Genomic DNA, 23,428 nt, shown 5'->3' on the forward strand with positions numbered 1-23,428 from the left:
AACGTTTTTGTTGGTTCCTTCGTTGCTTTCTTTATACATTACGGACCCGTAGTAACGCCGGACTTTCATTATCGTATCGTTTTTATTCGCAGTACATGACCATTTCTGCTCGCTATTTACTTACCGACAGCCGTCAGATTACCAGTCCCGCTGATTCTGTATTTTTCGCCATCCGGGGGCCGCACCACGATGGACATACCTTTATTCCTGAGTTGTACCGAAAGGGCGTTCGGGAATTCGTTATTGAAGAGGCCCAATTTCAGACGCAGGCTTTTCCAGAGGCTCAGTTTCATGTGGTGCCCAATGCCATTCATGCTTTACAGGAAGTAGCCGCCGAGCATCGTCGGGCTTTTTCTATTCCCGTTATTGGCATTACGGGTTCCAACGGAAAAACCATCGTGAAAGAATGGCTAGCTCAGCTGCTCAGTCCGGACTTTGTGATTTGCCGAAGTCCCAAGAGTTATAATTCCCAGTTGGGCGTACCGCTGTCCGTGTGGTCGCTTGACGCTCATCATACGCTGGGCATTTTCGAAGCGGGTATTTCACAGCCCGGTGAAATGGCTCATCTGGAAGCGGTAATCCAGCCTACCATTGGCATTTTCACCAACATTGGTACAGCTCACGACGAAGCTTTTCAGGATCGTCGACAGAAAATCCGGGAAAAGCTGGAGTTATTCCGTCACGTCAAAACTTTCGTGTACTGCCGCGACTTTACGGAAATCACGGCGGAACTGCCCGACTTTCTGCCCGCGGATTGCCAGATTCTCGGCTGGTCGAAAACCGAAGCCTGGCATTCCTTCACTACCCAGAGTAACATCAGTCAGGCCTGGTGGGAAAACCTCAACCACTGCATTGTCCTCTTACGTCATTTTGGAATTCCGGACGAAGAAATTCAGCGACGCATTTATGCCCTGCGTCCCGTATCGATGCGGCTGGAGTTGAAAGAAGGCATCAATGATTGTTACCTGATTGACGACAGTTACAATAATGATCTGGCTGGTCTGAAAATGGCCTTGGATTTTCTGTCGAATCAGCACGAACGTCCGCACAAAGTGGTCATACTTTCAGACCTCCTGCAAAGCGGGGTAAACGAGAGCGAGTTGTATACGCAGATTGCCCAGTTGCTGAAAGACAAAGGCGTAAATCAGCTGATTGGCATCGGCGAAGCCCTGCAACGCAACCAGATGGCCTTTGCTCTGCCCGCGAAGTTTTTTGAAAGTACCGAAGCCTTTCTGGCGAAATACCGTACTTCTGATTTCAGTGACAGTGTCGTGCTGGTCAAAGGGGCCCGTACCTTCCATTTTGAAGATATCATTCGGAAACTTTCGCTGCGAACGCACGGAACCATTCTGGAAGTAAACCTGGATGCTTTATCCCATAACCTGAATTATTTCCGGGAAAAAATTGGTCGTCAGACCAAAATCATGGTCATGGTGAAGGCCTTTGCCTACGGAAGCGGTATCGAGGAAGTGGCGAATCTCTTACAATTCCACCGCGTCGATTACCTTGCCGTAGCGTATCCGGACGAAGGCGTTCGTTTGCGTAAAGCTGGTATTCAGCTGCCCATTCTGGTTTTGAATACCTCGCCGGAAAATTTTCAGCAGGTACTCGATTACCAGCTGGAACCGGAAATTTACAGTCCCCGCCACTGGCAGGAATTTGTTGATTTTCTCGGCGACCGTCAGCTTTCCACTTCCGTTCACATCAAAGTGGATACGGGCATGCATCGGTTGGGTTTTGAAGGAAAACACCTGGACTGGCTAACCGATCAAATCAGTCAGCATCCGGAAATTCGCATTGCTTCCATTTTTAGTCACCTGGCGGCCGCCGACGAAGCCGAGCACGATGCTTTCACGCATCAGCAAATTTCCAGGTATACGTTTATGGCCGACCACATTACGGCCGTTCTCCCCTACCAGCCCATTCGACACCTGGCGAATTCGCCGGGACTGGCCCGTTTTCCCGAAGCCCGCTTCGACATGATTCGGCTTGGCAAAGGGTTGTACGGTACGGCGGTCTTACCGGAGGATCAGGAAAACCTGAAAACGGTAGGTACGCTTAAAACGGTGATTTCGCAGATTAAGGAAGTCCCCCAAACCGAAACGGTTGGCTACGGTCGCCGGGGCGTATTATCCCGGGATTCCCGGATTGCCACCATTGCCATTGGCTACGCCGACGGCTTTGATCGTAAATTCAGTCGGGGTACCGGTAAGGTATTGATTCAGGGTCAGTTATGCCCCATCGTCGGCAATATCTGCATGGATATGAGTATGGTGGATGTTACGGACATTGACTGCTCGGAAGGGGACGAAGTGATCATCTTTGGGGATTACCCCTCCATTCGTGATCTGGCTTCCTGGAGTGGTACCATTCCCTACGAAATTCTGACAAACGTAGGCGAGCGGGTCAGCCGGGTTTTCTACCGGGAAGGTAATTAAAAGCGAAGGCCCCCGGCAACATTGCCGGGGGCCTTCGCTTTTAGCTCGTTAAGGTTTTCGGTTCTTCACCGTATCTACGTTCTTCTTTTGATCTTCTACCTGCTGGTTTACCTGTTGTACATCGCTGTATAACTGCACACTATCGGCCCGGAGTTGAATCAGCTCTTTTTCATTGTCTTCGAGTCGCTTTAGTAATTTGATTTTCTCGGAGTGATTATCTTTCAGATTACGAAGGTTCCGATCTGATTTCCGTACGACCTCCCGTTGTTTGTCGCTGGCTTCTTTGAGGCCTTTATCCGCCTCGGCTACCTGCGACTGGTAATCAATGTCCTTATGGAAATCCCGCAGAATATCTTCTACCTCCCGTCCGTAATTGTTGGTACTCGAAGCGTATTCATAATTCCCCAGATCAACGGACATGAAGATTGACGTACTGCCCCGCCGGGTATCCAGCTGACTGACAATCAATACATTTTTATCGTAGAAGGGCACTTTGGCATATTCCACTTTGTACACTCCTCCCCGTTCACTCAGTACCCGTCCGTATTGACTGAGTTTCTTCTTCCAGGCTTCTTCAATAATTTTCTCCGCAACCGACGATGTCGTCACATAACCCGTCCGCTTTACTTTGGCAATTTCCTGTTCAACGGGTTTCACCGAAACCTGAGCGGAGACTACTGATCCCAGCAATAACAAGCCCAATACAGGTAACATTTTCATGGTCTTACGTATCATTTTTTATAAAACTAAGATGGAATAGAACAAAGGACAGAGCCTGCGTTAGCTGGATTATCGTCCCATCGAATGTATGCTAAAAAACAATTGGTACGAAAAAATTAAATAAAAATACTTAGGGTGTGGTCTGTACTTTTTCCGTGATCAGGATAAGCTTATTTTGCCGCTGATCACTGGTGGCAAATAAGTACTGGTTCCCCCCTTCATTCAGGTTAAGCTTTTTACGGAGATCCGCGACACTCATGGGAAAGTTACGTACCGTCAGGTTCGCTTTCCCTTCAGGCACCCATCGCCGAATCTCTTTTTTATCCGCTTTCGTTACCGCCGTTATTCGAAACGTTCGACCGGGAAAATCGGGTACGAGTGCCTCCGAAGTATACAGGTGACTACTCGGAGCCAATTTATACAAGCCTCCCTGAGCGATTCGTTTAAAAGCTCCGACTTTTAACAGAGCCGCATTGGGCTCGTAGAGGTACGTCAGGGGTGGAGAAAAAGGAGCGGTATACGACTGCTCTTCCGATCGTCGGAAGGAGAACCGCTGCTCCTGCCCATTTCGTAGCAGGTGTACCGCCGTAATTTCAGGTTCCTGCGGTACCCTCCGCAAGTGTAGTAATAATTCTTTCACTTCATCATCCACGGCTACCACGTAGACGTGGGCTACGCAATCCAATTGTTTCACTGCCAGATCGATGTCCAGCATGGGTGACACTTTCACCAATACATCGGCTGCTTTCCCCAGTAATAAATCTTTATGTTCCAGTACATTCGGTTCACAATCGGCTAACTGGACTACCTTCTGACTACTGCGGTCTCGACGAGCCGGATCCAGATAAAGCCAGTCGAAGGTTTCGGTACTTTGTTCGAGCCAGTCCATTCCGTTTCCCCTTACCCACATAATACCCTCAGTCCTACTTAACTGCCTAAAATTGTATTCCGTCAACTCGGCTAATTCCGTTTGTTGTTCGCAGTACGTAGCCCGCTTGAATCGGGCACTGGCCGCCCAGAAATCGACGCCCATGCCCCCTGTTAAATCGGCGTACCGATCGCCCTGCATGAGACTTGCCTTCCAGCGAGCGGTTCGTTCGGAAGAAGATTGTTCCAGTGAAAGTATACTCGGAAAAAGAACCCCCGGTTGAGCGGCCCAGTGGGGCAATTTTGTCCGGGCTTTCTGGCCGCATTGAATCTGCTGGGCTATTTCCCGAATGGGCAGATCCGGGTACCGGGAAGCCCCGAGCAGTAATTTCTGCCAGTCGTCATTCTGGTGTTGCTGAATGAATGCCTGAACTTCGGGTCGGGCAAGAGTGGTAATCAGTGACATAAGATAAAAGCAGACGTAAATCAGCGACCAATCGGGGCTTTTACATCCAATATTCAACGAAATAACATTATTTTGGGAAAAACGCAGCCTCCAGTATTTCTTAAACCTCTATTCATGCAAACCAAAAGTTTACCAAACGGCCCAAACGTTACAAAGCGTCGATTGTGGGAAGTTATTTTTGCCTCTTCGGCCGGTACAGTCATCGAATGGTACGATTTCTACATTTTTGGCAGTCTGGCCGCTATTATTTCCACTAAGTTTTTCCCACCGGATAACCCTACCGCCGCTTTCTTGAGTACGCTGGCTACGCATGGAGCCGGTTTTGTGGCCCGCCCCTTTGGAGCGGTCGTATTTGGTCGATTAGGCGATATGATTGGCCGCAAGTACACGTTTCTGGTGACGCTGGTACTCATGGGGGGCAGTACGTTTGCCATTGCCTTCATTCCTCAGTATGGTTCCATTGGCTTGATGGCTCCCGTTTTATTGCTGGTTTTACGCGTTTTACAAGGACTGGCCTTAGGTGGTGAATACGGCGGAGCGGCGACCTATGTAGCCGAACATTCGCCCGATAACCAACGGGGACGCTATACCAGTTTCATTCAAACGACGGCTTCCATTGGCTTCTTCGTTTCCATTCTGGTGATTTTGGGTTGTCAGTATGCCCTCGGTAAATCAGCTTTCAATGACTGGGGCTGGCGATTGCCTTTCGCTTTATCGGGAGCTTTAGTAGTACTCTCCTACTTCATCCGGCGAAACATGGATGAGTCGCCCGCGTTTGCTAAACTTAAAAAAGAAGGAAATCTATCCAAAACACCCCTCCGCGATAGTTTCAAGAGCCGCGACAACGTCAAACTCATGCTGATTGCGATGTTCGGGGCGATCATTGGACAGGGTGCCATCTGGCATACGAGTCAGTTTTACGCTCAGATCTTTATTACAAAAATTTTGAATGTCGAGTACGGGTCGGCTCAAACCGTCATGGCCATTGCCGTTACCTGTGCTACGCCTTTCTTCGTCATCTTTGGTGCTTTATCGGATAAAATTGGCCGAAAGAAAGTGATGATGGCCGGACTGTTGGGGGCTAGTCTGTTTTTGTACCCTCTCTACCAAGGTATGGATCGACTGGTAAATGGTGGTACGATTCTTCAGACCGTAATTAAGGATACTTCGAAAGTAACCACCTTTGAAGATGGCAAAGTGATTACTCAGACTACTGTAAAACTACCTAATCAACAAGTAGATGAACGAACGGAAGTTCGTCTGCCCACGCAAACCCTCTGGTTATTAGGATTACTGGTTTTCATACAGGTACTATTCGCCACCATGGCTTACGGACCGATTGCCGCATTTCTGGTAGAGTTATTTCCAACTAAAATCCGGTACACCTCGCTTTCCATTCCGTATAACGTTGCGAACGGTATTTTTGGTGGCTGTTCCCCTTTTGTAGCGACCTGGCTGGGCAGTTTGACTGGCTCAAAATTTGCCGGTGTTTATTACCCGATTTTCCTGACGGCCATGACCTTTATTGTCGGAATGATTTACATTAAAGAGACCGCTGGAAAACGGCTGGAGGATTAAAATAAAACGTCCCTGCTTGGATCATACCATCAGCAGGGACGTTTCTTTTACTCTTGTACGGGCATGATTAAATCAAACCGGGTACCGTTTTCATTACGTACATTCAGAATTGCTCCAATCTGTTCACTTAGTAACAGAATCAACCGCTTACCAAACGATCCGGTAGGTTTTTTCCAGGCGTTCATATCGATACCCGGACCATTATCTTTAATCTCTAAATGCAATTGATCCGTTTCGTTGAGAATAATACTCAAACTGGGTTTTGAAATCTGATCAAAGGCATGCTTAAAGGCATTCGTAATAATTTCATTCATGATTAACCCCAGAGGTACCGCTACTTCTACGTCCAGCTCTACGGATACAATATCTACTTCCAGATCAAAGTTTTCTTCCTTAAATCCGTACGCATAGAATAACCCCTGTACGAGGTCATGAATGTACTCTTTCATATTGACCTTCGTTACGTTATCACTTTCGTACAAACGCTGGTGAATTAAAGACATCGCTTCTACCCGCTGCTGCCCTTCCCGAACGGCTCGTACGGCTCCTTCATCCTCCAGTCGGGTTGATTGCAGACGTAACAAACTGGAAATAATAGCAAGATTATTCTTTACCCGATGGTGCAGTTCCTTCATCAGATTTTTGAGTTGTTCCGATTGTTCACTGACGATCGTGTTTCGCTCCGATAAAGCCCGGTTTGTTTTTTCTAATTGCTGATTACCCCTGCGAATGATTCGATACTGTACGGCTGCTACGACCAGCAACAAAATCAGAATACTCATTCCTCCCAATAACCACCAGAACTGCCGGGACTTTAATTCATTTTCATCATCCAATCGCTTGATTTCCAACTCTTTTTCTTCCGTACGAAAGCGGGTTTCCGCTTCTATCAGTTGCTGCTTCTTATCGAAACTGGTTACACTGTCACGGGCGACTACCCATTCCTTATGATAATTCAGGGCTTCCTTATATTGATTCCGGTGTTCTGCAATACGCGTCAATATATCGTAAACCTCAACGTAGAATCGATATTTTTCCGGCTGATTTTTAGACCAGGCTAAGGCTTTATGTGCGTATTTTTCTGCTTCGTCAATGCGGTTTAATTTAATCAGTGTATTGGGATAGTTAATGTAAACATAGCCTCTTAAATAATCCATGTTCAATTTATCGGCGAGCCGTAAACATTCCTGATACGTTTGTTCAGATTGCTCAAATTGACCCGCATTTTTATAGATAATGGCTCTGTTTAACAAAATGGTACTCTTCTTCGCTTCCCCTTCACTGTAATCCAGGGCTTTCTGATTATATTGAAGAGCCTTGGCAAAGTTTTTACGCATGTCCTCTACCGTTGCCAGCTCCATATTAAACTGACCAATCATTTCTTTATCTTTGATCTGCTCAGCCAGTTTCAGCCCTTTCTTGAAATAGTTTTCAGCCGAGGGATATTCTTTCAGTGAAACGTAAGCAAACCCAATATAGTCCAGCATAATGGTTTGCTTTTTTACCTGTTTCATTTGCTGGCTAATCTCCAGTGCTTTTTGATAATACAAAATAGCTTCAGCAGGATTGCTTTTATCCATTTCAAGCATACCAAAAGAGAAATAGGCACGTGCCAGCTGAACAGAATCTTTCGTTTTTTCAGCAATGCGTACTAATGCTTCAATCGCCATTTTTGCTTCCGCGAATTGCGTACGATTTCGCATTCTGCTTTCGTACTCAGAAAGCGAGTCAAACTGAGCTTTCGCTGGTAAATTCTCAACCGTTTTTAAGTATTCGTTGTAGGATTGATCAACGGACGACTGGGCCCACCCGGCAAGCGATACACTTCCGAGGCAAAAAAGTAATACTACTTTCAAAAGGGACATTTTCCTGGCGGGTAGATAGGGGTGTAGAAACTTACTGAATCTGAAAAATCCGCATAAATTCATCTTTGTATTGCCTTCCCAGCGGAATAGCAATCATATCCACCATCACTTCGCGTTCATTAAAACTCTTGATTTTACGAATGTTCAGAGCGTACGAGCGATGAACCCGAATAAGCTTTTCGATGGCTAATCGGTGTAGCGTCATACTTAGCGTTAATCGAATGGAATATTTTCGCTCATTCGTTACAATGGTGGTATGCGTATTATCCGCTTCCAGGTACAGAATATCTGCGGCATCAATTCGCACAAACTGATAATTATGTTTGATAAAAATAGACTGATCTATTTTCAGAATAACTTCGCGGGACAGGGTGTCTTTTTCCGATGCTTTAACGGCATCTTTGAGCGAATTATTTCCTTCACGAACGGAGAAGTTTTGAATGGCCAGTTCAATAGCAATATTCAAATTTGCCGTATTAACAGGCTTAAAAAGATACGCTGCTGGAAAGGTAAGTTTAGCCCGATCGCGGGTTTCTTTATCCGCTAAAGCAGTAATGTAAATAACAGCAACCGGACGAAAAGCCAATAGATGATTAATGGTTTCGATGCCATCCCAATCACCTTTGATATTAATATCACAAAGCACTAAATCAACCTGATTTTTCTGATAGATTTCCAGGGCTCTCCGACCATTGTTGGCCATTCCTACTACTTCATAACCCTCAGCCTCAAGGGTATCACACAAATCCATCGCCAGTACTGCCTCATCTTCAATAATCAATACACGGATTTGATTCTCTGACATACTCGTCAATTTTTACTAAACAAATGTCAAATAAGACTTGAATTGAGGTATTTACTACTACTCACTATTCCTATCGCTTAAGCATCTACGAATCTATCTGAATAAAATTGAATTTCTACAGGTTAAGTTTAAATTATTGGTGGTTTCTTAAAGGTGTAAAACTAATAAACGGGACCGAAGGGGCCCCGTTTCGTGCACATAATGTTACAAAAATAATCTTTACTATAGGCGGGTAAAAAAACGGCGGCACCTTAAACACAGGAACCATTTAATTGGTATGAAAAAAAGTACAGTGCGAACCAGGGCAGGGCGACGACGACGTTCGATTTCAGTAGCCTTGCAATACGGACAACGGGTGGTGGTGGCGGTCATAGGCAAGCATTTAAACAGTAAATCAGGTAACCAGGGTAGAACTGTTACGAAGGCTCGTTCACCAGAAGTCTATAGCTACTGATGAATGCGGGTTGTGACCCCAATTGTACGGACCATACTCTAATTGAAAGGGTTCAGCTTCTTACTCGTTTGCCCTCTTATAAAAAACCTCCCCCCTTCGCTCAGAGTATCATGCATGGGTTAATTCAAACCGGAATCAAGGCTCTTATTCAAAACATACTCAATTGAGCTCTGTATCACTAAGGCTGCTTTGTCAGAAATCCTTTTGGCGGAAATTTCGGTCAGAAAGTGATGCAAGTATATAGCTTCAGGAAGTGTAAAGTAGCTAAATGTAGGTAAACATGCCGGTACAGGCTGTTAAGAACCTATTTTGGATAGTGAATGGAGAAGCCGGTTTAAAAAAGATGTCATTATTAAATAAATGCAAATTAATTTTTTGTTTTCCTGGATGTTATCTTATTCAATCTACTTTTAAACTCAGAATTAACCGTAGGAACGAGTATTCGTTCCTACGGTTAATTCTTGAATCTTTCCTATTTTAGCTTTCGCTGTCAGAGACGTATATTACTAATGGATCCCCTTATGTCAGGCAGTAGATCATCGGTTCAAAACAAAAAAATAAAAAGACCTTTGAGGGGTCGTACGCCCGGAAAAGGTCTTTTTTAGACCAGTACTTACAAAACCGATGGTATGAATCACGTCTCTAGACTTATCACCACCGCCCTGCTGCTTACGGGTACGTATGCTTCAGGCCAGAAATTGATTGAATTAAAGTCCAACGAAAAGGCTAACAAAATAGATGTAGTCGTGGACGGCAAACCTTTTACCAGTTATTTCTACCCCGGCGAGGCGGTACTAAAAAAAGCGGTATTGTATCCTGTATACTCGCCCCAGGGCAATCTGATTACCCGGGGCTGGCCGCTGGATCCCCGGCCGGGCGAACGGGTAGACCATCCGCACCACGTGGGTGTCTGGTTCAACTACGAGGACGTCAACGGTTACGATTACTGGAACAATTCCAACACGCCGCCCAACCCGAATGCCAAATATGGTACCATACGTCATACGGGCATTAAATCCAAAAAGGACGGCAAACGGGCCGAGTTAACGGTAACCGCCGATTGGGTGGAAGACAATGGTAAAGGCAAAAAAGTACTACAGGAAACAACTACTTATTTCTTTACGGCTTCGGACAAACAACGCATCATCGATCGCATCACGGTATTGAAAGCCGTGGAAGATGCCCAATTCAAAGATGTTAAAGATGGTATGTTTGCCATCCGGGTAGCCCGGCAACTGGAACTTCCCTCGACGAAAGCCGAAAAGTATACGGATGCCAACGGTGTTGTAACTGCGGTTCCCAAACTTGACAATACCGGAGTAACCGGCAATTATCGTTCGAGCGAGGGCGTAGAAGGAGCCAAAGTCTGGAGTACCCGCGGTCGCTGGATGAATTTGACGGGAAAGATTGGTAAAGAAGATGTTTCCATTGTCCTGATCGATCACCCGAAAAACGTAAGCTATCCGACCTACTGGCATGCCCGCGATTACGGCCTGTTTGCTCTGAATCCCCTAGGTGAAAAGGTCTTTACCGAAGGAAAGAAAGAGCTGAATTATCAACTCAAGAAAGGTCAATCCGTTGTCTTTCGCTATCGCATGGTGATTACTTCGGGTAAACCCACGGATGCCGAACTGAATAAACTGGCGGACGCGTTTGCGAAATAAACTTTTGCAGGCTCTCCCGATATGAAAAACCGTAAGGCTTCTGCTTTACGGTTTTCGCTTTTTATAGATTTTTGCTTTCACGAAATTTTTAGTGACCCGATCCATGAAACAAGTCCTTATTTTAGTGGGCGTCAGCGGAAGCGGGAAATCGACCTGGGCCAAAGAATTCTGTCAGAATGAAACGAACTGGTTACGGATCAGTCGGGATGAACTTCGCCGCAGTTTGATCCCCGTATCCCTGGGAGCCTACTGGCACTGGCCCAAAGAAGATCAGGACCGGATTGAGCGGCTGGTCGATCGACTACATACGCGGTTGTTGCTGGATGCCTTACGCGATGGCTGGCAAGTCATCATGGACAATACACATTTGAAAAAGGCTTATTTCGACACGTACAAAACCTTGTTATTGCGTAACGTCCCGGCCTTTGAGATGCAATATAAACTGTTTGATCCACCCCTGGAAGTTTGTCAGGAACGAGATCACCTACGACCCGACTCCGTGGGAGCCAATGCCATTGCTCATCAGTATGCCTTCCTGCAGGAGTTAAAAACTACTTTTGATTTTAAACCTTTCACCTGGCCTGCTGCCAGCCCTAACCTAGTAATTTGAAATGCCAAACCGACACCTTACCCCCCATAAACGCATTGCCCTGGTGGCTCACGACCATAAAAAGGCTGAAATCTTAGACTGGGCGATTAAAAACCGTGATTTTTTAAGTCAACACCAGCTTTTTGCAACGGGTACTACGGGCCGGCTTTTGGAAGAGACCTTGAAGGTCCCGATTATCAAACTGCTTTCGGGTCCGCTGGGAGGTGATCAGCAGATTGGAGCCATGATTGCCGAGGAAAAAATTGATGCAATTATTTTCTTCTGGGACCCTATGGAATCACAGCCGCACGACCCGGATGTGAAAGCTCTTTTACGATTGGCCGTCGTGTGGAACATTCCCATGGCCTGTAACCGGGCTACCGCCGATTTTCTGCTAACTTCTCCCTTCATGCATCAGGAGTACGAATCGCAGTTGACCGACTACAGTACGTATTTAAAACGGCAGGTTCGGGAAAACCTGACCTAAGTACTGACTTTAAGATGCCTTCGTTGTACAAGAAAAAGCCCCATCCGAATGGATGAGGCTTTTTCTTGTACTCGTATGAGTTAAGCCAATACTTCGGTTTTTGCTACACTTTTCTGACGGAAATACATCATCACGGCCATCAGGAAGCCCGTAAAGGCCAGCATCGCTCCTACCCACTGCGGCGAAGTATAACCCAGACCCGCAGCAATGGGAAGGCCACCCAGATACGCACCCAAAGCATTACCAATATTAAAGCCCGCCTGACTAACCGACGAAGCCAGCATTTCGGAACCGTTGGCGGCCCGAATCATTAGAATCTGGATGGGTGCTCCAAGCGTAAACGAAATGGCTCCCGTTACGAAGGTCATGACCAGTAATGGTATTTTGAAGGGAGCTACGAAGGATACCACGATCAAACAAACCACCATTAAGGATAAGAATAAAGCCGTAGCTTTGATCGGTGAAATGGAATCGGCAGCCATCCCGGAGATGAGATTTCCTACGGCCATTCCAACGCCCGCCAGTACTAAAATCCAGGTAATCTGATCGCTTCTGAAACCGCCCACTTCCGTCAATAACGGAGCGATATAGCTAAACCAGGCAAACAGTCCGCCCGTACCAATTGCCGTAATACCGAGAATTAGCCAGGGTTCAACCCGGGTAAACAGTTTCAGATCTTTCAGGATACTAGACTCACTGACGGGTGGCATAGCCGGCAGTAACTGTTGAATACTCAGGACCGTAATCAGTCCAACGACCGCGATAATCAGGAAGGTAATCCGCCAGCTCATGGTATGGCCAATGTACGTACCCAGCGGCACGCCAATGATATTGGCAATGGTCAGTCCGGCAAACATCATGGAAATCGCTTGAGCTTGTTTTCCCGGCGTAGCCAGTCGACTCGCCACTACGGCACCTACGCCAAAAAAGGCTCCGTGCGGTAGACCCGAAAGTAAACGGGTCAGCATCATGATTTCGTAATTTGGGGCAAAGGCTGACAAGGCATTACAGAAGGTAAACATAGCCATCAAGCCCAACAGGATCTTTTTGGGCGGGTAATTGCCCGCGATGCCTACCAGCAAGGGAGCTCCCAGTACGACACCCAGGGCATACGCCGAAATCAGGTGCCCGGCTACGGGAATGGAAATGTTAAGCGTACGGGAAATATCCGGTAAAATTCCCATCATGACGAACTCGGTCATTCCGATCCCAAAGCCGCCTACGGTGAGTGAAAACAAACTTTTTTTCATAAAATTTTCAAAAGGGAATACGAACCAACGTATACAATGGGGAACTATTAGCGTAGTCGTTTGTCGACCGCATAAGCATTATGCGTATCCACAAAAACCAGCAAAGTACAGCAATACGCCGCGTGAATGAGCTGGCTGGGAATGGCCCCCCAGTCTTCAATCATCGACGAACCGAAAATCAATAAAATCATCACTACCGCACCTGCCACTAAAGCCTGACGCGTCATCCAGCCGATCAACAGCAACACTCCTACCAGCAACTCAGCCACTGGCAACGCGTAACTAAAGGGCAGCACCAGTACTTCGGGTAACATGGAATCTTTAAATTTCCCCAGCATCCAGGCACTGAAACCGTTTAATTTAGGTATTCGTACCAATCCATGGCCCAGCATACTCATGGCCAGGGCCAGACGAGCCAGTATAAAAGCAAGGGTCTGATTCATAGATAGAAACAGTCAGTAGGATAGATTGATCATTACGATACAAAGTTCAGTAAATGATTCCAGTTAAATTAAAAAAGTACAAAAAACGTTTCCAATTCTATAAATATTCTAATTAATTGGTTCGTCAATGCAATTGACTTCAATTGGAATTAAAATAAGGCAGGTGTACGAACACATTCATTCTTGTTTTCAGGCACGTTCGGTTCATTAATTTTTTCTGTCATGTCATTTTCTCGCGTACAGGATAGCCATCATCCTCAGTTTTTACAAATCTGGAAGTTGCTGGAAACGGCCTTCCATCCGGGCGAACGTCGCTCGCTGGCGTCCCTGAAACAAGTCGTACTAGAAGAGCAAATGCACTTGCTCGTTTGGGGAGAATCGGTACAGGCAGTAGCCGTATTGTGGAAATTCGGGGAATTTGATTTTCTGGAATACGTGGCAGTGGATCCCAGCCTGCGGGGCCAGGGCTTGGGTACCACGCTAATGCAGGCCTTACTGGCGTCCCTGGAGAAGCCTTTCCTGCTGGAAGTACAACCGGGTACGGACGCCCCGAATCAGGCCCGAATTCGATTTTACCAGCGACTGGGCCTGCACCTCAATCGTCACACGTATTTTCAGCCTCCGTACCAGCGAGGCGGGGAAACGTTCCCCTTACAAATCATGTCAGCCCCACACTTACTCGATGAAGCTGATTTTCTGGCGTATACCTTGCTCATTAAAAATGAAGTCTACGAGCAATGGTATGAAGCTTAGTAGGCCGAAAACAAAAATTGCCAGCAAAGGCTGGCAACTCTTTGGAAGCACGAATTTCTGCCTCCTATCTCTTTCCTAACAAGCGGTAAGTCAGGCCCGCAGCGAGTCCGCCAGCCAGGTACCAGCCGATGGTCATCAGTTGCGTGGCCGTTGTGCGGTTACTGGGTTTTTCACCCAATCCCAGCGGACCTGGTAAAAAGACGGCTCCTAACCCAGCGGCTAAGCCTAAAATGGCTCCGTTTCGAACGCCATTTTTGGGCGAGTCCAGACTGACAAGGCCGTAATAGGTAGCATTGGAAGCAATATCACCCGCCAGGGATGCTTTATGAAGCGTTTCCTCGGAAGGCGAAATACCCGAAGGCAAAAGTTTAGACAAAGCCCGTTTGCCCAGTATATCAATACGCGGAGCATTGGGAACGGTTTTACGAGCGGTTTCGTGCAGGAGTGTGAGCGTACAGGCTCCCACAAACCCGCTGGTAGTTGCTGCTAAAGAATCCATAGGTTGTTTCGTCGTTTTGTGCCAGTATTGTAAATAATGTATGCCAGTATTCACTAGCGATTCAGCCAACCGGCATTGGTTTTACGTATGTAAGGCATCCGTTTGTTTCAACAAACGATTAGCTTTACAGTTCTGAGTTCATAAACCTCTATTTTTCTTTCATAATCGTATGAAAAAACAACTGCTAGGCCTGGCGATACTCGCTGGCCTGAGTACGGCCTTTACGCCTCCCAAACCCAAATGGATTTCATTGTTTGATGGAAAAACCCTTAATGGCTGGAAAGTCGGTAAAAACGCTGAAACTTTTCACGTCGAAGACGGTACCATCAAAGTAGCCGGACCAGTGGCTCACCTGTTCTACGAAGGGCCTGAACAACCCTTCAAAAATTTTGAATTCAAGGCCAAAGTAAAAACGATGCCGGGCTCTAATTCCGGTATCTACTTTCATACGGAATATCAGGAATCAGGCTGGCCAGCTAAAGGCTACGAAGTGCAGGTCAACAATTCACACACCGACTGGAAACGCACGGGTAGTTTGTACAACGTACAGGATGTGAAGGAAGTGTACGTCAAAGATGGGGAGTGGTACACGGAACAAATTACTGTAGAGGGTAAACACGTGACCATCAAGATTAACGATAAAACGGTCGTTGATTATACCGAACCCGATAATGCCGATCGACCCGCCGACATGAAAGGCCGGGTGATTAGTTCCGGGACGTTTGCCTTACAGGGCCATGATCCGAAAAGTGTAGTATATTTTAAAGATATTCAGGTACGCCGCTTACCCGACTGATCGGAGCTTAAGACCAGCTAATGAGATACATAAATTTTTAAAAGTCAGAAATTTATGTATCTCATTTTTATACTTTGACGTTATAGGCTTATCAACCGTTATGCTATAGGAATTATGCCTTACCTAGTAGCTATTTTACCTTCCATAGCCTTATCTTTCGAGTAAATTACGTCTTACTCCCTTACCCAATACGCTATACGTTTTGTAAATTTTCTATGCGATTTACCTTATTTACCTTGTTGCTTGTAGGGTTAATGTACCCAGCCCATGCCCAGACGTATGAATTTACCCGCAATGACACCCTTCGGGGTACAATCACACCCGAACGTTCCTGGTGGGATCTGAATTTCTATCGGTTAAACGTTCGATTCAGCCCTTCTGACAGTTCCATCAAAGGCAGTAACCAGGTTTTTTACCGGGTACTCAAACCCGCTCAGGTACTGCAAATTGATCTTCAGCGGGCAATGACCATTACCCGCGTTGAACAGGATGGAAAGCCCCTAACCTACCGTCAGGACGGGGATGCTTACTTTATCAAACTTACCAAACCACAGGTTGTCAATCGTACGGAATCCCTTACGGTTTATTACGAGGGCAAGCCGCATGTAGCCCGGAATGCTCCCTGGGATGGCGGTTTTGTTTTTTCCAGAGACAAAGCCGGCCAACCTTACATTGCAACGGCCTGTCAGGGACTGGGAGCCAGCTCGTGGTGGCCCAACAAAGACCACCCCTACGACGAACCGGACAGCATGATGATCAGCATTACGGTTCCCAAGCCCCTGATGGACGTTTCCAACGGACAGCTCAGAAGGGTGATCGACAATTCTGATCAAACCAGAACCTTTGAGTGGGCCGTCGTTAACCCCATCAACAACTACGGCGTAAACCTGAATGTGGCCAATTACAGTCACTGGTCTGAGACCTATCAGGGCTTGAAAGGCCCGCTGGCTTTGAATTTTTACGTGTTGCCGGAACATCTGGAGGTCGCTAAAAAGCAATTTCAGCAGGTTCCACAAATGCTGAAAGCCTTTGAATACTGGTTTGGCCCCTATCCTTTTTACGAAGATGGGTACAAACTCGTGGAAGTGCCGTACCTGGGTATGGAACACCAGAGTTCGGTTACGTACGGAAATGGCTTTAAAAACGGCTATTTGGGTCGCGATTTGTCGGGTACAGGCTGGGGTTCCAAGTGGGATTTTATCATTGTCCACGAGTCGGGACATGAGTGGTTTGCGAATAGCATCACCAATTACGACGTAGCCGATATGTGGATTCATGAAAGTTTTACCAACTATTCTGAATCACTGTTTATTGAATACTATCACGGCAAAGAGGCTGCCGCCGCCTACATTATTGGTTGCCGGAAACTCATCCGGAATGATCGGCCGGTCGTAGGTACGTATAACGTAAACCATTCCGGTTCGGGAGACATGTACTACAAAGGTGGAAGCCTGTTACATACCATTCGTCAGATCGTCAACAACGATGAACGCTGGCATCAGATGTTGCTGGGCCTGAATAAAACGTTTTACCATAAAACCGTAACGGGTGCTCAGGTAGAAGCGTTCGTGGGTCAATCATTAGGTTTGAATTTAACCAAAGTGTTTGACCAGTACCTCCGCGACATCCGTATCCCGACGCTGGTATACCGTATCAGAGATCATCAGCTGGAATACCGCTGGGAAGATTGCGTAGCTGGTTTTGATATGCCCGTCAAGGTAAAAATCGGCGAATCAGAAACGCTAACGCTACTGAAACCAACCCCAAACTGGCAGAAGCTAAAAGTAAAAGACGCGACTTCTATTGCAGTCGATCCCAACTTCTACGTAAAAAGTAAAATGCTTTCAGCGAAGTAATACGTAGGACTGGATCAATCAGCGGTGTAGCTTTCGGAAGTGTTGGCTATCGATAAAAAAGACCCGAACGGCTCATCCGTTCGGGTCTTTTTTATTGGTAGTCAAGCAAACGTGAGCCATTAGAGGTTGCCGTATAAGATGATTTAATGTCTGGAAATCGGCTCAGTCGCTCTGTCCCCCTTTCTCTCTGGGAAGGCGATTTTTTGCTTTTAAAGCTTCGTGTAGTAAATATTCAATTTGTCCGTTCAGACTGCGAAATTCATCGTCGGCCCAGCGTTGTAAGGCCTCCAGTTCATTCGGAGCCATCCGCAGTACAAATGCTTTCTTCGCTTCTTTTTCTTTTGCCATGTTATCATTCTGGGAAAACCTACCCTCTTCCTTGCCTCCCGTGCTTCTCGCATTAATGATACAAGGTACCCGCATTGATCACCGGATTTGCCGACTTGTCCGAGCACAACACCACCAGCAAATTACTGACCATGGCGGCTTTTTTCTCTTCATCAAGCATGACAATCTGATCCTCGGTCAGGCGTTTCAGGGCCAAATCTACCATTCCTACGGCACCTTCCACAATTTTCGTACGGGCAGCGACCATCGCCGTTGCCTGTTGCCGCTGTAACATGGCGTGGGCAATCTCTTCGGCATAAGCCAGGTGCGTAATGCGGGCTTCCAGTACGCGTACGCCCGCCCGGGCCAGCCGTTCGCGGAGTTCAGCTTCCAGCTTTTCGTTGATCAAATCGCCACCCGAGCGAAGCGTAATTTCCTGCTGATCGTCGTCGAAATGATCATAGGCGTAACTGCCCGCCAGATGCCGCAGGGCGGTATCGCTCTGTAGCTTGACGTAGTGCTCGAAATTGTCTACTTCAAATTTAGCCTGCACCGCGTTTGCCACCTGCCAAACGACTACGGCTCCAATGACAATGGGATTACCCAGATGATCGTTTACTTTAATTTTATCACCTTCCAGACTCCGGGCTCGCAGGGAAATTTTGATTTTGGTGTACAGCGGATTCGACCATTTAAAGCCTGATTCCTTGACTGTACCTACGTAATTACCGAACAAAACCAGCAATTTCGCCTCATTAGGGTTTACGATGAAGAACCCCGGCGACAAAAGAACCGCCAGAATCAAAGCCCCAATCCCCATGACCTCATTCGTTTGCATAAATACCAGAAATACCCCCACGAGGAGCAGTACTACCAGAGCCATGATTGCCCCGGACAACGGTCGTATAACTTTTTCTTCCATAGTATATTGATATTAAAATGATATTACAATACTATCACTTTTTGAGCAAAACTGAAAGTCACGATGCTCCGAAAGTATTAGAGGTAAATGCGGGGGAAGAATCGTTGGAAAGTACCCATGAACGGTAGAAAGATGCTTGCGTGATCTCTGGAATAGTCAATCCAGTGAGGACGTTTGGTAAATGGCGTAAATGCGTGCTTTTATCTTTCGGCTCGTATGGTTTTTTACGTACGACTGGAAAGTATTGTCCCCGTAAAGCGTTTTTAATTCACTAAGACTTCTGGTACATTACTTGTGTAGTCAAAAGCGTCCGGTTGATTCAGGGATACCGGTTAGTGGTATTTTTCTGCTTTTAAAGCGGAATTATTTTACCAGTTCAGAGGTGAAATAACCTTGGAACTTGTATCCTTCTTTTTACATTTGCAAAACTTCACGAGTACATTGGGTTGACTCTTCGCTCGGTTACGCCAGACGCTTGGTCAGGGCTTTGCCACATTCTACAACCCATCTACCTCGTCCACTGAAAACAACACATTCGATTGAAAGAATACGGAAGTAATATCCAAAAACTGGTGGACTATCTCGTAACGATTCAGGAACGCGAGAAACGCACCAAACAAGCTTACGTTCTTATTGAGCTGATGCGGCAAATTCACCCTAATATGAAAGAGGGGCAGGATTATACCAATAAGCTCTGGGACGACTTGTACATCATGTCGGGTTTCCGCCTCGATGTAGACAGTCCGTTCCCTCCGCCGTCGCCCGAGGCCATTGGAAAGAAACCGAACAGTGTTCCTTATAATACGCATAATTTACAATTCCGTCATTACGGCCGTAACCTGGAAGTGATGGTCGAAAAGGCCATTTCGCTGACGAATGAGTACGAGCGTTGGGCTTTCGCCAGTTACATCGCCAAAATGATGAAGAGTTTCTATACGGCCTGGAACAAGGACAATGCCGACGATTCGACGGTATGGGAACACCTGCGTATCATCTCTAAAGGCGGCCTGAACGCCGAAATTGAGCGTATCAAAAAAGAAGGCTACTTAGACATTGCTCCCCGCGACCGGTACTCAAGTAATACGGGCGGCGGTAACAGCGGTGGCGGTCATCACCACTCCTACTCGCATACGCCGCACAACCGTCCGCATCGCAACGAGCGAAGCGAACGGCCAGATCGAAATGAGCGGAATGAACGCTCTTCGTCGTTCCAACGCCGCAACGGACCGCCGAGCAACAATCGCAATAACAACAACAGTCACTTCAATCGTAATAACCGCAAAAAATAGTTTATAGGATACCGTTCCTCAGCGAGGGCTGTACGTAGCCTTTTGCCTGAGACTGTTCACCCCATAAACGGTTCATCAGCTAATGGCTTCATTTAAAGTAACAGGAGGAAAAAAACTGCAGGGCGAGATCATCCCGCAGGGTGCAAAAAACGAAGCACTTCAGATTATCTGTGCGGTACTTCTCACGAAAGAAACCGTCACGATTCACAATATCCCCGCCATTCGTGATGTCATCGCCCTAATTGACCTCCTGGGTGATATGGGTGTGAAGCTTACGCATTTGAGCGAAACGTCCGTACGCTTTCAGGCCGATGACGTCAATCTGTCGTACCTCGAAACGGAATCGTATAAAACCAAAGCAGCCTCGCTGCGGGGTTCCGTGATGATGCTCGGACCGCTGCTGGCTCGTTTCAAAAAAGGAAGAATCCCCCGGCCCGGTGGTGATAAGATCGGCCGCCGTCGCCTGGATACGCACTTCCTGGGTTTCGAACGCCTGGGTGCAAAATTTGACTTTGATCCCGAAGACGGCGGTTTCTATAAAGTGGATGCCTCCAACCTCAAGGGTACGTACATGCTGCTGGACGAAGCGTCTGTTACGGGTACGGCCAACGTTCTGATGGCTGCCGTACTGGCAGAAGGCACCACCACCATTTATAATGCCGCCTGTGAGCCCTATTTACAGCAGTTATGCAAAATGCTGGTACGCATGGGTGCGAACATCTCCGGCATTGGTTCTAACCTGTTAACCATCGAAGGCGTATCCGAACTGAATGGTACGGAACACACGATGTTACCAGACATGATTGAAATTGGTTCCTTTATTGGGATGGCTGCCATGACGCAGTCGGAGCTGACCATCAAGAACTGCTCCGTACCTGATCTGGGAGTTATTCCGGCCGTATTTCAGAAGCTGGGCATTAAACTGGAAATTCGTGGTGACGATATTTTCGTACCCGCTCAGGATCATTACGAGATTGAAACCTTCATCGATGGTTCCATGCTAACGGTAGCCGATGCTCCCTGGCCCGGCTTCACGCCCGACTTGCTGAGTATTGTGCTCGTAACGGCCATCCAGGCGAAAGGAACGGTACTCATTCACCAGAAAATGTTCGAAAGCCGCCTGTTCTTCGTGGACAAACTCATTGAAATGGGGGCTCAAATCATCCTCTGCGATCCCCACCGGGCTACAGTCGTGGGCATGAACCGGCATATTCAGTTACGCGGCATCCGCATGACTTCACCGGACATCCGGGCGGGCGTATCGTTGCTCATTGCTGCCATGTCAGCCAATGGCGTTTCCATTATTGATAACATTGAGCAGATTGATCGTGGCTATCAGCACATTGATACGCGACTGAATGCCATCGGTGCAGAAATTATACGTCTGTAATCAACGAATGGTAATAAAAGCCGGTGCCTAAGGGTTACCGGCTTTTTGTTTTTAAAGGATGCTTAACTTAACGGATTCAAGTACAGTCAACTATTTTCACCTCTCTCCTGCTATGCTGTATCGTTCACTTTTGCTTGCACTAGGTATTATTGGACTTCATCAAGGTACTCACGCCCAGACTTACGCTGAAAAACTCGGATTTCCCAAAGACCGAAAAGTCATCATTTTACACGTGGATGACGCCGGAATGAGTTACGACTCGAACGAAGGTACTCGTAAGGCCCTTACCACAGGTGTAGCCAATTCCACGAGTGTAATGATGCCTTGTAGCTGGGTACCGCATTTCATGAATCTGGCCCGTCAAAACCCTACCTGGGACGTAGGCGTACACCTGACGCTCACTTCTGAATGGGCGGGCTACCGCTGGCAACCACTAGTGGGTAAAGAAAAGGCTCCGGGTCTGTACGACACGCAGGGCTGTTTTTATCCAAGTGTGGAAGAAGTAGATCGCCACGCGATGGCCGACGAAGTAGAAGCCGAAATACGAGCCCAGATTGCTCAGTTCCGGGCTTTTGGTCTGGAGCCTTCGCACATCGACTCACACATGGGTACGCTGTTTCAGCCCAAGTTTGTAGAACGGTACATTAAAGTGGGAATCGAGGAAAAAATTCCGGTCATGTTTCCTGGGGGCCACAACACGCTCATCGGTGCCAGTCGGAACCTGGACGCCAACCTGACCAAAGCCATTGGACAAAAACTGTGGGCGGCTAAATTACCCGTCCTTGACGATTTGTTCAGCGATACGTATGGCTGGAATTTACCCGCTGGTCAGCAGCCCTCCGATCAGAATCTGAGAGCTTTCAAAACGCAGAAATACGTAGAGCTGCTGAAGTCCTGCCGACCCGGCCTCACCATGATTATCATGCACTGCACCGATCCCACGGTTGTATTCAATCGGATCTCGGATTCGGGGCCTACGCGGAAAGGTGACTTACTAGCCATGCTGAACCCGGACCTCCGCCGCTACATTGAGGACAACCAGATTATATTGACAACCTGGCGGGAGACTAAAGAACGTCGTTTAAGGATCAAGGAATAAAAAAGAGCGGCTTCGCCAAATGGAAGCCGCTCTTTTTTCAGCGATCCAAGCTGTTTATTTCAAAGGTGAAAAGTCCGTTGGAACGAGGTATACTGAGGTTACGGATTCGGTTAGTGAGCCGTTGGCTAGCTTCTCCGAAGCCGTCCGTACCGATACCCACTCCGGGTCCTCCCGAAAGGCTTTGAAAGCCGCTTCTCCGGCCTCTTTACTCTTTTGGGTAAGCAGGTACATCAGGATGTTGTCGGTATTGTCTTCGGTCCAGTACACCAGGTTCGTCATCCCGTGCTTTTCAAATAGTTTAGTGGTATGATTCCGAAAGCGAGCCAGCAACAGGGGCAAATTATAGGGCGTCGTTTTGTAGGTTCGTAATTGAAACACCCGATTGCCCTTTTGATCAATCTGAAGCTGGGGAGAGAAATCAGTCGTATGGAAAAACTTACTGATCACTTTTGAAACAATACGGCCATTTTTTTCGGACTCGGAAGAGACTTTCTTCCATTCCGGATCACTGCCAAACGCTTTCCAGCTCGAATCCCGAGCTGCCCGGTTTGGGTACGACAGGAAGTAAATCAAACAGCTATCCGGCTTGTGCTGGGGTACGAAATAACCCACGTTCGTCATGCCATGTTTTTCGAAAATCCGCATGGTGTGATTACGGAAACGGGCCATCAGGTCGGGCTGTTTACCTTCGGGTGAGTAATAGACCCGCATTTCGTACAGACGGGTATCCACAGGAGCTGGCGTATTGGGTTGAATAAAAGCGGCAAATAAACCTACGCAACAAAGCAGAATTACAGCAGAACGCATGACGTTAGAGGTTAAATAAGAAAGAAAGCAGACAAAGGTCTGCTGAAATCCGTAATTAGATGCG

21 protein-coding genes are annotated in these 23,428 nt (G+C 47.1%); 11 read left to right on the top strand and 10 right to left on the bottom strand.

What is annotated here, in order from left to right; genetic code table 11:
- Positions 1-95 precede the first annotated feature (95 nt).
- Positions 96-2,438 (top strand): bifunctional UDP-N-acetylmuramoyl-tripeptide:D-alanyl-D-alanine ligase/alanine racemase, encoded by a 2,343-nt coding sequence (locus BWI97_RS07475; protein ID WP_102200572.1) that lies wholly within the window; start codon positions 96-98, stop codon positions 2,436-2,438.
- 48 nt (positions 2,439-2,486) lie between these two features.
- On the opposite strand, the gene BWI97_RS07480 is transcribed toward BWI97_RS07475, so the two are convergent.
- Together BWI97_RS07480 and BWI97_RS07485 are read right to left on the bottom strand one after the other, a co-directional pair.
- Positions 2,487-3,158 (bottom strand): hypothetical protein, encoded by a 672-nt coding sequence (locus BWI97_RS07480; RefSeq protein ID WP_094810703.1) that lies wholly within the window; start codon positions 3,156-3,158, stop codon positions 2,487-2,489.
- Positions 3,159-3,288: 130 nt separating this feature from the next.
- Entirely contained in the window at positions 3,289-4,491 is a 1,203-nt protein-coding gene (locus tag BWI97_RS07485) for a hypothetical protein (RefSeq protein ID WP_233207775.1), read from the bottom strand.
- 114 nt (positions 4,492-4,605) lie between these two features.
- Between BWI97_RS07485 and BWI97_RS07490 the strand changes: the two genes are divergently transcribed.
- Entirely contained in the window at positions 4,606-6,069 is a 1,464-nt protein-coding gene (locus tag BWI97_RS07490) for an MFS transporter (protein ID WP_094810769.1), read from the top strand.
- Positions 6,070-6,116: 47 nt separating this feature from the next.
- On the opposite strand, the gene BWI97_RS07495 is transcribed toward BWI97_RS07490, so the two are convergent.
- Together BWI97_RS07495 and BWI97_RS07500 are read right to left on the bottom strand one after the other, a co-directional pair.
- Complete coding sequence (locus tag BWI97_RS07495) at positions 6,117-7,772, bottom strand: sensor histidine kinase (RefSeq protein WP_158242713.1); 1,656 nt, start codon at positions 7,770-7,772, stop codon at positions 6,117-6,119.
- Positions 7,773-7,965: 193 nt separating this feature from the next.
- Positions 7,966-8,739, bottom strand: coding sequence for a response regulator (locus tag BWI97_RS07500; protein ID WP_102200574.1), 774 nt, complete (start codon positions 8,737-8,739; stop codon positions 7,966-7,968).
- A 1,083-nt stretch (positions 8,740-9,822) separates the two neighbouring features.
- Between BWI97_RS07500 and BWI97_RS07505 the strand changes: the two genes are divergently transcribed.
- From BWI97_RS07505 to BWI97_RS07515, 3 genes are all read left to right on the top strand, one after another.
- Positions 9,823-10,857 carry a PmoA family protein gene (locus tag BWI97_RS07505; protein ID WP_102200575.1) on the top strand — a complete coding sequence of 345 codons (1,035 nt, stop codon included), beginning with the start codon at positions 9,823-9,825 and terminating at the stop codon, positions 10,855-10,857.
- 91 nt (positions 10,858-10,948) lie between these two features.
- Positions 10,949-11,467 (top strand): AAA family ATPase, encoded by a 519-nt coding sequence (locus BWI97_RS07510; RefSeq protein ID WP_304529125.1) that lies wholly within the window; start codon positions 10,949-10,951, stop codon positions 11,465-11,467.
- 1 nt (position 11,468) lies between these two features.
- Complete coding sequence (locus tag BWI97_RS07515) at positions 11,469-11,933, top strand: methylglyoxal synthase (RefSeq protein WP_094810713.1); 465 nt, start codon at positions 11,469-11,471, stop codon at positions 11,931-11,933.
- An 80-nt stretch (positions 11,934-12,013) separates the two neighbouring features.
- Here BWI97_RS07515 and BWI97_RS07520 read toward each other — a convergent pair whose 3' ends face one another.
- Together BWI97_RS07520 and BWI97_RS07525 are read right to left on the bottom strand one after the other, a co-directional pair.
- Positions 12,014-13,183 carry an MFS transporter gene (locus BWI97_RS07520; RefSeq protein ID WP_094810715.1) on the bottom strand — a complete coding sequence of 390 codons (1,170 nt, stop codon included), beginning with the start codon at positions 13,181-13,183 and terminating at the stop codon, positions 12,014-12,016.
- 47 nt (positions 13,184-13,230) lie between these two features.
- Positions 13,231-13,626 carry a DoxX family membrane protein gene (locus tag BWI97_RS07525; RefSeq protein ID WP_102200577.1) on the bottom strand — a complete coding sequence of 132 codons (396 nt, stop codon included), beginning with the start codon at positions 13,624-13,626 and terminating at the stop codon, positions 13,231-13,233.
- 222 nt (positions 13,627-13,848) lie between these two features.
- Here BWI97_RS07525 and BWI97_RS07530 point away from each other — a divergent pair, with 222 nt between their 5' ends.
- A complete protein-coding gene (locus BWI97_RS07530; RefSeq protein WP_146010890.1) occupies positions 13,849-14,379 on the top strand; it encodes a GNAT family N-acetyltransferase in 531 nt (176 codons plus the stop codon).
- Positions 14,380-14,443: 64 nt separating this feature from the next.
- Here BWI97_RS07530 and BWI97_RS07535 read toward each other — a convergent pair whose 3' ends face one another.
- Positions 14,444-14,878, bottom strand: coding sequence for a hypothetical protein (locus BWI97_RS07535; RefSeq protein ID WP_102200579.1), 435 nt, complete (start codon positions 14,876-14,878; stop codon positions 14,444-14,446).
- Between the two features lie 169 nt (positions 14,879-15,047).
- Between BWI97_RS07535 and BWI97_RS07540 the strand changes: the two genes are divergently transcribed.
- Together BWI97_RS07540 and BWI97_RS07545 are read left to right on the top strand one after the other, a co-directional pair.
- Positions 15,048-15,674 carry a DUF1080 domain-containing protein gene (locus BWI97_RS07540; protein ID WP_102200580.1) on the top strand — a complete coding sequence of 209 codons (627 nt, stop codon included), beginning with the start codon at positions 15,048-15,050 and terminating at the stop codon, positions 15,672-15,674.
- A gap of 215 nt (positions 15,675-15,889) precedes the next feature.
- Complete coding sequence (locus BWI97_RS07545; protein ID WP_102200581.1) at positions 15,890-17,530, top strand: M1 family metallopeptidase; 1,641 nt, start codon at positions 15,890-15,892, stop codon at positions 17,528-17,530.
- 162 nt (positions 17,531-17,692) lie between these two features.
- Here BWI97_RS07545 and BWI97_RS07550 read toward each other — a convergent pair whose 3' ends face one another.
- Positions 17,693-17,878, bottom strand: coding sequence for a hypothetical protein (locus tag BWI97_RS07550; protein WP_094810725.1), 186 nt, complete (start codon positions 17,876-17,878; stop codon positions 17,693-17,695).
- 52 nt (positions 17,879-17,930) lie between these two features.
- Positions 17,931-18,779, bottom strand: a complete 849-nt coding sequence (locus tag BWI97_RS07555; protein ID WP_094810727.1) for an SPFH domain-containing protein — start codon at positions 18,777-18,779, stop codon at positions 17,931-17,933.
- Positions 18,780-19,312: 533 nt separating this feature from the next.
- Here BWI97_RS07555 and BWI97_RS07560 point away from each other — a divergent pair.
- From BWI97_RS07560 to BWI97_RS07570, 3 genes are all read left to right on the top strand, one after another.
- On the top strand, positions 19,313-20,068 hold the full coding sequence (locus BWI97_RS07560) for a DUF4290 domain-containing protein (RefSeq protein WP_304529126.1): 756 nt from the start codon (positions 19,313-19,315) through the stop codon (positions 20,066-20,068).
- A gap of 82 nt (positions 20,069-20,150) precedes the next feature.
- The gene (gene murA / locus BWI97_RS07565; RefSeq protein ID WP_094810731.1) at positions 20,151-21,458 is read left to right on the top strand and encodes a UDP-N-acetylglucosamine 1-carboxyvinyltransferase; all 1,308 of its coding nucleotides are present in this window, start codon (positions 20,151-20,153) and stop codon (positions 21,456-21,458) included.
- Between the two features lie 112 nt (positions 21,459-21,570).
- A complete protein-coding gene (locus BWI97_RS07570; RefSeq protein ID WP_102200583.1) occupies positions 21,571-22,557 on the top strand; it encodes a polysaccharide deacetylase family protein in 987 nt (328 codons plus the stop codon).
- A gap of 54 nt (positions 22,558-22,611) precedes the next feature.
- Here BWI97_RS07570 and BWI97_RS07575 read toward each other — a convergent pair whose 3' ends face one another.
- Positions 22,612-23,364 carry an NIPSNAP family protein gene (locus BWI97_RS07575; protein WP_102200584.1) on the bottom strand — a complete coding sequence of 251 codons (753 nt, stop codon included), beginning with the start codon at positions 23,362-23,364 and terminating at the stop codon, positions 22,612-22,614.
- Positions 23,365-23,428 lie beyond the last annotated feature (64 nt).

This window comes from Siphonobacter sp. BAB-5405, from assembly GCF_002872335.1.
GTDB lineage: Bacteria > Bacteroidota > Bacteroidia > Cytophagales > Spirosomataceae > Siphonobacter.